General features: G+C 72.7%; 10 protein-coding genes. 2 read left to right on the plus strand and 8 right to left on the minus strand.

Features of this window, described 5'->3' with window-relative positions; translation table 11 throughout:
- Nucleotides 1–122: 122 nt before the first annotated feature.
- From WMF31_RS07830 to WMF31_RS07855, 6 genes are all read right to left on the minus strand, one after another.
- Complete coding sequence (locus WMF31_RS07830; protein ID WP_436601330.1) at nt 123–983, minus strand: response regulator; 861 nt, start codon at nt 981–983, stop codon at nt 123–125.
- 337 nt (nt 984–1,320) lie between these two features.
- A complete protein-coding gene (gene ureG, locus WMF31_RS07835; protein WP_436601331.1) occupies nt 1,321–2,151 on the minus strand; it encodes an urease accessory protein UreG in 831 nt (276 codons plus the stop codon).
- Between the two features lie 9 nt (nt 2,152–2,160).
- Nucleotides 2,161–2,823, minus strand: a complete 663-nt coding sequence (locus WMF31_RS07840) for an urease accessory protein UreF (protein ID WP_436601332.1) — start codon at nt 2,821–2,823, stop codon at nt 2,161–2,163.
- Between the two features lie 95 nt (nt 2,824–2,918).
- Complete coding sequence (ureC, locus tag WMF31_RS07845; protein ID WP_436601333.1) at nt 2,919–4,634, minus strand: urease subunit alpha; 1,716 nt, start codon at nt 4,632–4,634, stop codon at nt 2,919–2,921.
- Nucleotides 4,631–5,317 carry an urease subunit gamma gene (ureA, locus tag WMF31_RS07850; RefSeq protein WP_436601334.1) on the minus strand — a complete coding sequence of 229 codons (687 nt, stop codon included), beginning with the start codon at nt 5,315–5,317 and terminating at the stop codon, nt 4,631–4,633. Before ureA ends, ureC begins: the two co-directional genes overlap by 4 nt.
- Nucleotides 5,318–5,346: 29 nt before the next feature.
- Nucleotides 5,347–6,225, minus strand: coding sequence for an urease accessory protein UreD (locus tag WMF31_RS07855; RefSeq protein ID WP_436601335.1), 879 nt, complete (start codon nt 6,223–6,225; stop codon nt 5,347–5,349).
- Nucleotides 6,226–6,608: 383 nt separating this feature from the next.
- Here WMF31_RS07855 and WMF31_RS07860 point away from each other — a divergent pair, with 383 nt between their 5' ends.
- Together WMF31_RS07860 and WMF31_RS07865 are read left to right on the plus strand one after the other, a co-directional pair.
- Nucleotides 6,609–7,949 (plus strand): class I SAM-dependent methyltransferase, encoded by a 1,341-nt coding sequence (locus WMF31_RS07860; RefSeq protein WP_436601336.1) that lies wholly within the window; start codon nt 6,609–6,611, stop codon nt 7,947–7,949.
- 244 nt (nt 7,950–8,193) lie between these two features.
- A complete protein-coding gene (locus WMF31_RS07865; protein WP_436601337.1) occupies nt 8,194–9,315 on the plus strand; it encodes an aminopeptidase in 1,122 nt (373 codons plus the stop codon).
- Nucleotides 9,316–10,427: 1,112 nt separating this feature from the next.
- Here the strand turns inward: WMF31_RS07865 and WMF31_RS07870 are convergent.
- Both WMF31_RS07870 and purL read right to left on the minus strand, forming a co-directional pair.
- Entirely contained in the window at nt 10,428–10,946 is a 519-nt protein-coding gene (locus tag WMF31_RS07870; protein WP_436601338.1) for a nuclear transport factor 2 family protein, read from the minus strand.
- 122 nt (nt 10,947–11,068) lie between these two features.
- Nucleotides 11,069–13,420 (minus strand): phosphoribosylformylglycinamidine synthase subunit PurL, encoded by a 2,352-nt coding sequence (gene purL, locus WMF31_RS07875; RefSeq protein WP_436601339.1) that lies wholly within the window; start codon nt 13,418–13,420, stop codon nt 11,069–11,071.
- Nucleotides 13,421–13,506: the final 86 nt, after the last annotated feature.

Below are 13,506 nucleotides of genomic sequence, written 5' to 3' on the forward strand. Positions count from 1 at the left end.
GGCGGATCGCGGAAGATTTTTCGGGCGTCTCGGCCGCGGATCGCGGCCCTCGCCGCGGTCCTGCGCCGGTCGCGGAGGCGCGCCGCCGGGCGTGGGCAGCGCGCTGGCCGCCGGGCCGGAGGTCAGGCGGCGCGCGGGCCTCGCGCGCGCGGCGCCGCGTGGCCGTGGAGCGCGAGCGCGAGCTCGATGGCGAAGATGCCGATGGCCTGCTCTTCCTGGCTGGTGAACGCGGGCAGGCGCTCGTCGCGGAGCACCACGAGGCCGCCGAACGCGCGCTCGCCCAGGCGCAGCGGCGCCGCGATGGCGGCGCCGAAGCGGTCGCCCTCGGCGGTGCAGAGCAGCTCGGGCGCCTCGTCCGCGGACAGCCGGACGGGGGCGGGCGCGCCCTCGGCCTGGGCGGCGAGCCGGGCGACGAGCGCCGGAGACACCGCGACGCCGGAGGCCGCCTGGTACAGCGCGGCCCCCTGATCGAGCGCGAGCGAGAGCGCAGCGGCGCTTGTATAGACGACCTTGGCCGCCAGATCCACGGCGCGCTCCGGGAAGTCGTCGCGCGCGAGCGACGCGACGAGGGCGGTGCTCGCCTGGTGGACGGCGGCGATGGCGTCGAGGTGCGTCCGCAGCATCGCCGCCCCGAGGCGCCGCTTCATGTCCTCGATGTCGTAGGGCTTCTCGAGGATATCGTACGCCCCGCTCTTCATGCACTCCACGGCGGCCTGCGCGCTCGAGCGCGTGGCGCCGACGAGGATCTCGAGATCCGGGCTGAGCGCCTTGAGCGCGGCGACGGTCTCGGGGCCGCCCATGCCGGGCGCCCTGACGTCGGCGACCGCGAGATCGAACCGGCGCGCCTTGACGAGCTCGATCGCCGCGAGCCCGGTGTCGGCGCAGGTGACGTCGAAGCCCCCCTCGCGGAGCTCGTCGGCAAGCCTGTCGCGGATCCGCTGCTCCGCGTCCACCACCAGCACATGGGGTCGGGCCTGGCTCACTGATCCCTCCTCCTTTGCTCTGCAGGGGTGGCCGCGCCGCCTCGCCTCCCGGCTCCGCCGCGAGCGAGAGGCGCCCCGTCGGTCGGGGCCGACGCCGCGCTCCCTCCGGCGGGCGTCTCGTCGTCCGCTACGGCCCGTCCACGATCCGCATGAGCTCCACCAGAACCCGTATATCAGCGAAAGGGAAGGCGATGTGGAGTTGCCGGCGTATCCGGACACGACATGGCGCCGCTCGGCTGGCGCCGATGTGGTCCGGTATGCCGACCGCGGGGCGCGCCACGCAGGGAGAGCGCGGCGCGTGGGCGCGCGACGCGCGCGGAGGAGCGCCCCTGACGGCCTATTGTCCCACGGCGCCTGGGGACGTCGCGCGCCGCATGGCGGTGAGGATGTGGTCGATGATCTCGGGGATGCCCTGGCCGCGGTTGCACTGCGCGAACAGGAAGGGGCCGTCCCCTCGCATCCGGCGGGCGTCTCGCTCCATGACGCCGAGATCGGCGCCGACGTGCGGGGCGAGATCGGTCTTGTTGATGACGAGCAGATCCGACTGGGTGATCCCCGGGCCTCCCTTGCGGGGCACCTTGTCCCCGCCGGCGACGTCGATCACGTAGATCGTGTAATCGACGAGCTCCCGGCTGTACTGGGCGGCGAGGTTGTCGCCGCCGCTCTCCACGAGGAGGAGCTCGGGCGCCACGCGGTCCATGAGGTCGTCCAGCGCGACCAGGTTGTGGCTGATGTCCTCGCGGATGGCGGCGTGCGGGCAGCCGCCGGTCTCGACCGCGCGGATGCGCTCCGGCGGCAGCGCCTGGTGGCGGTGCAGGAACTCGGCGTCTTCCTGGGTGAAGATGTCGTTGGTGACGACGCCGAGCCGCATCCGGTCGCGGAGCGCGCGGCAGAGCGCGAGCACGAGCGCCGTCTTGCCGCTGCCGACCGGCCCCCCGATCCCGACCGTGAACGCCCGCGCCTTGAAGTCGCGATCACGCGGCCCCTCACGCTCGCTGAAGAGCCCTGGCCCCTCCCATCTCTCGTGCACGTGCCCGTGGTCGCGAACGTGGTCGTGGTCGCGACCGTGGTCGTGGTCGTGAACGTGGTCGTGAACGTGGTCGTGAACGTGGTCGTGGTCGTGGTCGTGAACGTCGTCGTGGTGATCGTGATCGCCCTGGTCGTGCATACCGTCACCTCACGATTGAAACAGACGCGAGTAGAGCCGATCCTGCGCCGCGCCGAACAGGTCGAGGAGCGGCGCCGGCTGCGCGAGCTCATCGAGCCCTCGCCCCTCGCACTCGGCGAGGACCGCGTCGAGGAGCGGCGCGCTGTCGAGCTGGAGCCGCTGCGCCTCCAGCGGCCCCACGAGCCCGAGGCGCACCGCCGCCGACACGACGCCGCGGAGCGCGGCGTGCAGGTAGACGGCCTGCGCCTCCTCGCGCGGGACGCCGAGCGCCCCGAGCGCGGCGCCGAACATCGGCGCGTGGTGGCCGATCGCCTCCCGCGCCCGGACGGCGGCGTCGAGGCGGCGGACTTCGGCGGACGGGAAGACGCGCGCGCTCGTCGCGAGGAACGCGCGGCCCTGGGTCCGGCTCGCCCGGTTCGCGACGTGGTTCACGAGGAACGCGTCGCAGACGTCGTCGATGGCCGCGATGTCGCCGGGGCGCTCGTGCGCCGCCCGCACGCACGGCAGCGCGCCGAGGCCCACCTGCCAGAGCGCGCCCACGACGAACGACGACAGCGCCCGCCCGGGGCCGACCTCGCCGAGCTGCACCGCCGCCTCCAGGCCGGCCGAGTGCGCGAACCCCCCGACCGGGAACGCGGAGTCGGAGAGCTGGAGGAGGAGCCACCGGTTCATGCGCGCGGGGAGGAACGCGGGAGGGAAGAAGAAGAGGAGAGCGAGCGATGTGCCCGGGAAGCGCGGGAGCGGCCCATCGAACGCGCGCCGCCGCCTCAGAAGAGGGAGTACCGCTGGGCGAGGGGGAGGACCCTCGCCGGATCGCAGCGGAGGAGCTCGCCGCCGGCGCGCACCTCGTACGTCTCGGGGTCGACCGTGATCGGCAGGAGCGTGTTGTTGAGGCGCATGTCGGCCTTGCCGAGCTTGCGGCACCGGCGCACCGCGGACAGGCGCTTCTTCAGGCCGAGCCGGCGGACGACGCCCTCGTCCATCGCGCGGCTCGAGACGAACGCGACGCTCGTCTCGCCGACCGCCCCGCCGAGCGCGCCGAACATCGGCCGCATGAGGTAGGGCTGCGGCGTCGGGATCGAGGCGTTCGGATCGCCCATCTGCGCCCAGGCGATGAAGCCGCCCTTGATCACGATCTCCGGCCGCACGCCGAACATCTGGGGCCGCCACAGCACGAGGTCGGCGAGCTTGCCCGGCTCGACCGAGCCGATCTCGTGGGACATCCCGTGCGCGATCGCCGGGTTGATCGTGTACTTCGCCACGTAGCGGCGGATCCGGAAGTTGTCGCTGTCGCCCTGCTCCTCGGGGAGCCGGCCCCGCTGCTCGCGCATCTTGTGCGCCGTCTGCCAGGTCCGCGTGATCACCTCGCCGACGCGGCCCATCGCCTGGCTGTCGCTCGCGATGATGCTGATGGCGCCGAGGTCGTGCAGGATGTCCTCGGCCGCGATGGTCTCGCCGCGGATGCGGCTCTCGGCGAACGCCACGTCCTCGGGGATGTTCCGGTCGAGGTGGTGGCAGACCATGAGCATGTCGAGGTGCTCGTCGAGCGTGTTGACCGTGTACGGCCGCGTCGGGTTCGTCGAGCTCGGCAGGACGTTCGGCTCGCCGCACACGCGCAGGATGTCGGGCGCGTGCCCGCCGCCCGCGCCCTCGGAGTGGTAGGTGTGGATGGTCCTCCCCTTGAACGCCGCGATGGAGTCGTCGACGTAGCCCGACTCGTTCAGCGTGTCGGTGTGGATCGTGACCTGGATGTCCTCGTGCTCGGCGAGGCTGAGGCAGCAGTCGATCGCGGGCGGGGTCGTCCCCCAGTCCTCGTGGAGCTTGAGCCCGACGGCGCCGGCGCGCACCTGCTCGACCAGCCCCTCCGGCGAGGAGGTGTTCCCCTTGCCCGTGAGGCCGATGTTGAGCGGCAGGGCGTCCGTCGCCTGGAGCATCAGCGCGATGTGGTGCGCGCCCGGCGTGCACGTGGTCGCGTTCGTGCCCGTCGCCGGGCCCGTGCCGCCGCCGATGAACGTGGTGACGCCGGACGCGAGCGCCTCGTGGGCCTGCTGCGGGCAGATGAAATGGATGTGCGCGTCGATGCCCCCGGCCGTCACGATGAGGCCCTCGGCCGCGATGACCTCCGTGGTCACGCCGACGATCATCCCCGGCGTGACGCCGACCATCACCGCCGGGTTGCCCGCCTTGCCGATCCCGGCGATGCGGCCGCGCTTGACGCCGATGTCGGCCTTGTAGACGCCCGTCCAGTCGACGATGAGCGCGTTCGTGATGACGCAGTCGAGCGCCTCGTCGTTCGAGGCGCCGGCCATCTGCCCCATGCGGTCGCGCAGCACCTTGCCGCCGCCGAACTTGCACTCGTCGCCGTAGGACGTGTGGTCGCGCTCGACCTCCGCGACGAGGCCGGTGTCGCCGAGCCGCACGCGGTCGCCCACCGTCGGCCCGTAGATGTCGGCGTAGTGGCGCCGCTGCATCGTGTGGCTCATGCCCGCTGCTCCTTCTCCGCCGGGTCCGCCGCGCTCGAGGCGACCTGCACCAGCGTGACCGTCTTCTCGTCGCCCGGCTCGAAGCGGACCGCGGTGCCCGCGGGGATGTCGAGCCGCATCCCCTTCGCCGCCGCCCGATCGAACTCGAGCGCGCGGTTGGCCTCCGCGAACGGGTAGTGGCTGCCCACCTGGATCGGCCGGTCGCCCAGGTTCTTCACGGCCATCGTGAGCCGGCGGCGGCCGGGGGAGAGCTCGATCTCGCCCGGCCTGACGAGCAGCTCGCCCGGCGCCGGCCCGTCCTCCGGCCGCGCGGCGAAGAGCGACGCGTCGGGCACGGGGAGGAAGCTGCCGTGGAGCGCGAGCGCGAGATCGCCCTGCTCGAGCGCGATCGGGTGGTGCACGGTGACGAGCTTCGTGCCGTCGGGGAACGTCCCCTCCACCTGGACCTCGGCGATCATCTCGGGGACGCCGGCCATCACCTGCGCGCGCCCGAGCATGCGGCGGCCGACGTCCATGAGCTCGGCGACGCTGCGGCCGTCGCGGATGAGCTCGAGCAGCTGCGTCGCGATGAGCGCGACCGCCTCCGGGTAGTTCAGCCGGAGCCCGCGCGCGAGGCGCTTCTGCGCGAGGAACCCCGCGCCGTGCAGCACGAGCTTGTCGAGATCACGAGGCGCAAGGTGCATGTCCGCCCTCTCTTTTCAGCGCGGCGACGCTACCACTTCCGCGCAAACGGGTCATCTCCGAGCTCGCCCGCGAGGGAGCCGAGCGCGCCCCGCACGAAGGCGGCGACGCGCTCGACGCCCGTGCCCGCGACGCGCACGACGGCGCCGCCGCCCCGGAGCGGGCTCGCGGACGCGACCAGATCGGCGCGCCGCCCCGGCGGCGGCCGCGGCGCGAGCAGGGCCTCGGCCGCGCCGCGCGCCCTCGGGCCGGCGACGACGAGCGTCGCGAGCGCGTCGAAGCGCCCCATGCGCTCGAGCAGGGCGCCGTGCGCGGGATCGAGGAGCGTCGCGTCGAGCAGCGCGGCGCGCCCGCCGCGGCGCACCCGGACGCGCGACGCGTACCGGTCGAACGCCCAGCGCTCGCCGCGCGCGCTCCGGCCCGACGTCATCGCGTCGACGAGCACGAGCGACGCGTCCTCGGCGAGCGCGACGTCGATGTGCTGCTCGTACCGCGAGCCCGCGAAGCAGACGACGGGATCGGGGATCGCGACGAGGAGCCCGCCCTCGCCGACGTCGGCGTCGAGGCGCTGGCGGCTGCCGAGGGGCGACCTGTAGACCTTGGTCGACGCCTGGGTGCCGAGCAGCGCGGCGGCCCCGCCGGCGACGCGCACGTCGAGGGAGATCGCGTCGCCGCCGACGAGGCCGCCGCCGAGGCTCGCGACGAACACCCAGGCCGCCTGCCCGTGGTTGCGCGGGGTGAGCAGCCTGAGCGGGCTCCTGGCGAGCGCCCGCTCGATCACGGTGCGGCCCGCGACGCGCGTGAACACGAGCTCACCGTCGCCGGCCTCGCCCGGCCGCCGCGGGGGAGGCGGCGCGGCGCGCGAGATCGCCGCCGGCGAGGCCGCCGAGGGAGCGCCGGGAAGGGTCACAGGGCGTCGTGCGTACCACGGACCACGCCCGGGCCGCGAGCGCATGCGGCATGGTCCGCCGGCGGGGTGGCGCGGGCGGAGGCGAGGGGACGGACGCCCGTCGACTGCCCGTCCTCCCGCCCACGTGCGGAACATGAAACCTCCTGGACACCGAGGCATCACGGACTGCCCGTCACCGTTCACGCTCGGTCGCCGTGTGAGGACGATCGGGGGATTATGTTCATCCTGTCACGTACGACACCACATGTCCCGGTTGTTCGTGGGCCGTCGGGGACATCCTGAAGTTGCCTGTCGGAGGGTTGAAGGAACGACATGTGGCTTGACGGGAAAGCGCAGCTCGGCTCAGCTCGACCTGTGGCCGGGGGGGCCGCGGAGGGGGTTCGATGTTCATCGTCAAGAAGGGCGAGGTTTCGTTGTTGTCCCGTCCGTTCAAGCAGGCGATCTCGCGCCTGTGCGAGCGGTACGACGGGACTCCGTTCGAGCTGCGCTTCTGGGGCGGCGAGCGGCTGCGCCTGGGCGTGGGCGCGCCTGCGTTCCTTTTGACGTTCAGGACGCGGCGGGCGCTCTGCGAGACGGCGCTCTTTGGCACGCTGGGCCTCGGCGAGGCCTATATCCGGCGCGAGGTGGTGTTCGAGGGGGATCTCGAGGACGCGCTCACCGGGCTCTTCGAGCTCACGCGGTCCATCGGAGCGCGGCTGCCGCGCCTCGCGCCGTCCCTGCTCGAGGCCGGCGCGGCGGGCGTGCTCGGCGCGCTCCGGCTCGGGCGGCGCTCCGGCGCGGCGCGGCGGGAGAAGCTCGCCGTCGAGCGCCACTACGGGCTCGGCAACGATTTCTATCCTCTCTACCTCGACCGGCGACTCCAGACCTCGTGCGGCTACTTCGGGTCTCCGAGCGATGCGCTCGACGACGCGCAGGCGCGCAAGATCTCCGTCATCGCGAAGAAGCTGGCGCTCCGGCGTGGACAGCGGCTCCTCGATCTCGGGTGCGGGTGGGGGCATTTCATGCTCCACGCCGCGGAGACCTACGGCGTGCAGTGCCTCGGCGTCACCCTCTGCGACAACCAGGCGAGGTACATCCGCGAGCAGGCGGCGGCGCGGCGGCTTCCGGTCGAGGTGCGCGTGATGGGTTACGAGGAGCTCGAGGACGAGGCGCGGTGGGATCGCATCGTCTCGCTCGGCTCGATGTGCCACGCCGGCGAGCACCGTATCGAGGTGTTCTATGACAGGGTGAAGGCGCTGCTCGTCGAGGGCGGGATCTGCCTCCTCGAGAGCGTCACCCGGGCGAGGGAGTCGTCCCGGACTGACCCGTTCCTGCAGAAGCACATCTTCCCCGGCTACTGGCCGCCGTCGCTCCAGGGGATGGCGGCGCGCGCCGTGGCGCGCGGCCTCGACGTGCTCGACGCGGAGAACCTGCGGCGCCACTCCGAGCTCACGGCGCACTGCTGGCGCCAGAACTTCCTGCAGAACCGGGAGCGGATCGCGCGGGTGACCGGCTTCGACGAGGCCTTCATGAGGGCGTGGGAGTTCTACCTCGCCTCCGCGGTCGCCGCGTTTCGCACCGGGGCGCTGAGCTTCACCCAGATGGTGCTGTCGAACGGCGCCCAGCGCGACTATCCGCTCGCGCGCGAGCCGCTGTACATCGCGGAGGAGCCCCCTGCGCGGGAGCGCGCGCCGCTCGTCCCGGCCGTGCAGGTCGCCTCGTGGGGAGCGATCGCGCCGTCCTGAGCCGCGGGGCCAACCCTGAGCCGCGGGGCCAGCCCCGAGCCACGCGGACAGCCCTGACCACGGGGCCAGCGCTGAACCACGGGGCCAGCCCTGAGCCACGGGGACAGCCCTGAGCCACGGGGACAGCCCTGAGCCACGGGGACAGCCCTGAGCCATGGGGATGCCGCCGCGCGCCGTCCCGCCGGCACGCGCGCCGCGCGCGGAAGATCTTGTGAAGCCGGCGCCGCCAGCTATCAGCTAGAGCATGAGCGAAAGGCCACCGGCCACCGCCCATCGCGGCGCCGCGCCCTCCTGTCGCACCCCGCCACCTCGCCGCGCCGCGCGCGCGGGCAAAGCCGCCTTCGTGATCCTCGGGCTCGCGCTGTGCTCCTTGCTCTCCGGGTGTACCCAGATCCGCTACGTCGCGCAGGCGAGCCTCGGACAGATCTCGATGGCGTGGAACGCCCGGTCGCTGAAGGATGCGATCGGCGACGCCCGCCTGCCGTGGCGCACGCGCGCGCTGCTCCGCGAGGTCCCGCACATCAAGCGCTTCGGGGAGCGCCACGGGCTCACCCCGACCGACAACTACAGGACCTATGTCGAGCTCGACCGTCCGGCGGCGGTGTGGGTGGTGAGCGCATGCGAGCCGCTCCGGTTCCGCTCGAAGACATGGAGTTTCCCGATCGTCGGGACGGTCCCGTACCTCGGGTGGTTCGATCTCGAGGACGCCAGGGATTTCGCGGAGCCGCTCAGGGCGGCCGGCTGGGACGTCGACGTGCGCCCGGCGGGCGCCTACTCGACGCTCGGCTGGCTCGAGGATCCGGTCCTGTCCACGATGATCGCGCACGGGGACGAGGCGCTCGGCGAGCTCGCCAACGTGGTGCTGCACGAGTCGCTGCACGCGACGCTGTACCTGAAGGGGCAGACGCGGCTCAACGAGAGCCTCGCGAACTTCGTGGGCGACGAGCTCGCAAAGGCCTACCTGGACGAGCGGCTGGGCCCCACGTCCCCGGAGAAGATGTCCTACATGAGGGAGCAGGCGAGGAGCGAGGCCCGCGCACGCGCCCTGCACGACGCCTACCTCCGCCTCAGCCGGCTCTATGCGTCCCCGGTGTCCGACGCCGAGAAGCGGGCCGAGAAGCAGGCGGTGCTCGCCCGGCTCGCGGCCGAGATCGGGGCGCGCCGTCCGCTCAACAACGCCTCGCTGGTGCAGTTCCGGGTCTACAACTCGGGCGCTCCGGAGCTCCGGGCGCTGCTCGCGACCTGCGGCGGCAGCTGGCCGAGGTTCCTCGGCGCCCTGCGGAAGCTCGAGCGCCACCGGTTCGACGCGCCCCAGGAGCACATCGGCAAGGTGGTCGAGCCGCTGATCCAGTCCGGCTGCAGGTAGGTAGCCCGGCTGCCATCAGGAGCGCGCGCCGCGTGCTGCGTCCCGCCGCTCGGTAAATGCTGCGCGACGCCATCTCGTGTGACAGAATTTCTTCGATCTCATGGCATGAACAAGGCCGAGCGCCGCAGCCGTGGGGGACATACTTGTGTCCAGGTGATGATTCCGTTCTGGATCTGAATCCATCCGTGGATCAGAGCGGCACCTGCAGAAATGTATGACCGGAGCCGCTTTCCGGGCGGTGCACCGCGTCGTAAAGGGCGGGTTTCAGCGCGTTTTCCGCCGGAGGTGGCCGGCCCCACCGCGCCCTCGCCGTTGGCCCGCCGGTTGCTCGATGTGCCCACAAGATGTCGCTCCGGAACGCCGCGCTGTTGCGTCTGCTGCATGGAGAGCTGAAGGGCGCGACGTCTCTTTCGTGTCGTTCGCATCGCGCGGCCCGGCCCTCCGGGGGCGCCGAGCGAGGTGGTGATCGTCGGCCGGTCGTGCCGAGCGGTCGTGACCCCGCCGCCGCTCGACCTGCCAGGGCCTCGCTGTCGAGAGCCTTCGATGACTTGTTGCCGGACCCCGGCCAGAGCTTCGGTGTACGTGACGTCAGCCGCCTTGCGAGGCGAGTAAGGAGGGTGGTTGAGGAGCGCGCAGCCCGCGTCGTCGCTTGTGTTGGCTTATCGTGATCAGCTCATCGATCTTGGCCTGAGCTTCTCTTGATGCTTGATTCCGTCTTCAGGTTCGACTCTGGCTTGGTGATCAGCTTGTGCTGCTTGGCTTGATGCTTTCGCCTGTGCTTGCCCCTTCGCTTCCCGTCGCTGCTTCTGCTTGAGTCTTCGCTTTGCGCTTCGATTGACTTCTCGCTCGCTTGTACCTGGCTTCTTTTCACTTGGTCACTTCTCTTCGCTTCGGCTTGACCCTTTTCCTTTCTTATCGAGCTTCGCATCGCTTGTTGAGGTACCGGGCGTTCATCGTCTCGTGACCGGGCCACTCCAGACGTCGCCGGCGGCCCCTGTCCACCGGCGATCGTCTGCGGCCCTGGTGGGCCCGCGACAGCGGGCCTGAGGCCGGCGGGGCTCCCCGTCCGGCCTTTCTTTTTTGTCCGGCGCAGGCGCCCCGCGCCCCCCGCGTCAGGGGCCGTCGTCGCCGGGCTGGCGTCTGGGCTCGACGGTGGCGGCGATGATCTTCCAGTCGCCGTCGACCTTCTCGAGCCGGAGCGTCACCGGCCGCTCGTCGCGTCGGGCCGGCTGCCCGTGCCGGGCGCCCGTGACCGTCGCGGTGGCGATCACCTCGGCGACCATGCCGGCGGGATCGATCTGGATCTCCACGTCATCGAAGCTCACGTCCGCGGATTGATAGAGGCCCACCGCCTTGGTCGCGGCCGCCGTGAGCTCGTCGCGGCCGCGGACCCGCGCGCCGAGCTCCTCGACCCGCGCGGTCGCCTCGCCGGTGAAGATCTCGGCGAACTCCTTGCGGACGCGGCCGTGGCGCACCAGCGGATTGCGCTCGCCCTCGTCGATGCGCACCGCGCCCTCGAGCTGGACGAGCCGCTCGCGGATCCGGTCCTCCTCGGAGGGCGAGCGGAGGAACGCCACCGCGGCGAGGACGACGCCGAGGGCGATGAGCCCGAGCGGGAACCAGCGCTTCATGAAGAGGACGTTATCGCCCCTCCGGCCCGCGCTCCAGCGGCCCGGACGAGGAGGGGAGCCCCCGGCGCGCCCCACCCCCGGACGATGGGGCGCGCGGCGGCACGCCCCGAGCGGACCTGTGGCTAGCTCCCGACGATCGGCTCGAGGCACCGCTCGCGCGCGTCGCGCAGCGCGCCGAGCTCGACGTCGATGACCTGGCCGGAGGCGGCCTCGATCGTGAGCCGGGCGCCGCCCGTCCTGCCGAGCTCGACGCACGGCACGCCCGCTTCCCTCGCCCGGCGCGCGATCTCGGGCACGTCCTCGGGGCGCGCGCTCACCACGACGCGGCTCGGCGCCTCGCCGAACAGCGCCTCCGCGAGCGCGTCGCCCGTCCCGTCGGGCAGCCGCACCGTCGCGCCCACCATCGCCGCCGGATCGCCGGCCGCGGCGCAGCACTCGCCGAGCGCGATCGCGAGGCCGCCGTCCGAGACGTCGTGCGCGCTCTGGAGCAGGCGCGGCCGCGAGCGGGCGAGCGAGAGCACGAGCCCCTGGAGCCGCACCTCGCGGTCGAGATCGATCCCGGGGCTCGGCCCCTGCACCTCGCCCGTGTGGCGCGCGACGTACTCCGAGCCGCCGAGCGGCCCGCCGCGCGGGTCGCCGAGCAGGAGCACCGCGAGGCCCTCGGCCGGGAAGAAGGCCCGGAGCACGTCCCCCGCGTCCGCGATGAGGCCCACCACCGCGACCGTCGGGGTCGGCAGGATCGCGCGGCCGTCGGTCTCGTTGTAGAGCGACACGTTGCCGCTCACGACGGGCACCGACAGCGCGCGGCACGCCGCCGCCATGCCGTCGATCGCGAGCGCGAACTGCCGCATGATCTCCGGCCGCTCCGGGTTGCCGAAATTGAGGCAGTCGGTCAGGCCGACAGGCTCCGCGCCCGCGCACACCACGTTGCGGCACGCCTCCGCCACCGCCATGGCCGCGCCCTGGAACGGATCGAGCTCGCAGAGCCGGCCGTTGCAGTCGCTCGCGAGCGCGAGCAGCTTCTCCGTCCGCTGCCCGTCCCGCTCGCAGGGGACGCGCACCACCGCGGCGTCGCTCCCCGCCCGGACCTCGGTGCCGCCCCGCACGATCTGGTCGTACTGCCGCCACACCCACGCGCGCGAGCCGAGGTTCGGCGAGCCCGCCATCGAGAGGAACAGCACGCTCCACGAGGGCGGCGCCGGGATCGAGCGCGGATCGAACGCGCGGCGCGCCTCCCGCGCCGGGTCGTCGGCCTGCGGCCGGTCGTACTTCGGCGCCGCGTCGGTCAGGAAGTCGATCGGCAGATCGCAGACGACGACGGGGTTCCGGGCGACCTCGGCCGCGGCGCCGCCCAGCGGGTCGTAGCCGGGCGTGGCGCGCACGACCCACCGCCCGGTGTCGGTCACCTTGCCGATGATCGCCGCGTCGAGCTCCCACTTCTTGCAGATCTCGATGACGCGCGCCTCGCACCCGGGCTTGGCGACGAGGAGCATGCGCTCCTGCGACTCGCTGAGGAGCATCTCGTACGGCGTGAGCCGCGCCGCGCGCCGCGGGACGAGGTCGAGGTCGAGGTCGAGCCCGCTGCCGCTCCGGCCCGCCATCTCGACCGACGACGAGGTGAGCCCCGCGGCGCCCATGTCCTGGATGCCGACCAGGAGGTCCTCCGCGAAGATCTCGAGGCACGCCTCGAGCAGGAGCTTCTCCATGAACGGGTCGCCGACCTGGACCGTGGGCCGCTGGCTCGGGCCGCCCTCGGAGAACTCGTCCGACGCCATGGTGGCGCCGTGGATCCCGTCGCGCCCCGTCTTCGCGCCGACGTAGAGCACGTTGTTGCCGACGCCGCTCGCGCGCCCGTAGAAGATGCGGTCCGCGCGGACCACGCCGCACGTGAAGGCGTTGACCAGGATGTTGCCGTCGTAGGCGCGGTCGAAGGAGAGCTCGCCGCCCACGGTCGGCACGCCGATGCAGTTGCCGTAGCCGCCGACGCCCGCGACGACGCCGCGGAGCAGCGCCGCGGTGCGGGGGTGATCCGGCCGGCCGAACCGGAGCGAGTCGAGGTTCGCGATGGGGCGCGCGCCCATGGTGAAGACGTCGCGCAGGATGCCGCCGACGCCCGTGGCGGCGCCCTGGTAGGGCTCGATGTACGACGGGTGATTGTGCGACTCCATCTTGAAGACGGCCGCGAACCCGTCGCCGATGTCGACGACGCCCGCGTTCTCGCCGGGCCCCTGGATGACCCGCGGGCCGGTCGTGGGCAGCCGGGAGAGGTGCACGCGCGAGCTCTTGTACGAGCAGTGCTCGCTCCACATCACGCTGAGCACCCCGAGCTCGGTGAACGTCGGCTGGCGGCCGAGCCGCTCGCGCGCGCGCTCCCACTCGCTCGCCGAGAGCTTGTGCGCCTGCGCGAGCGCGAGGTCGACCGGCGGATCGCCGGGGAAGGGGGAGGGGGCGGGGGCAGGGGCGGCAGCGCTCATCGCGCGCCTAGCTAGCGCAAGGACGAGGGGAGGGGAAGAAGGGGAAGCGCGACGGCGAGCGGCCCGGGCCGAAACGAGCGGAGGGG

Origin of the sequence: Sorangium sp. So ce1036, assembly GCF_051369805.1 — a bacterium.
Lineage (GTDB): Bacteria > Myxococcota_A > Polyangia > Polyangiales > Polyangiaceae > Sorangium > Sorangium cellulosum_F.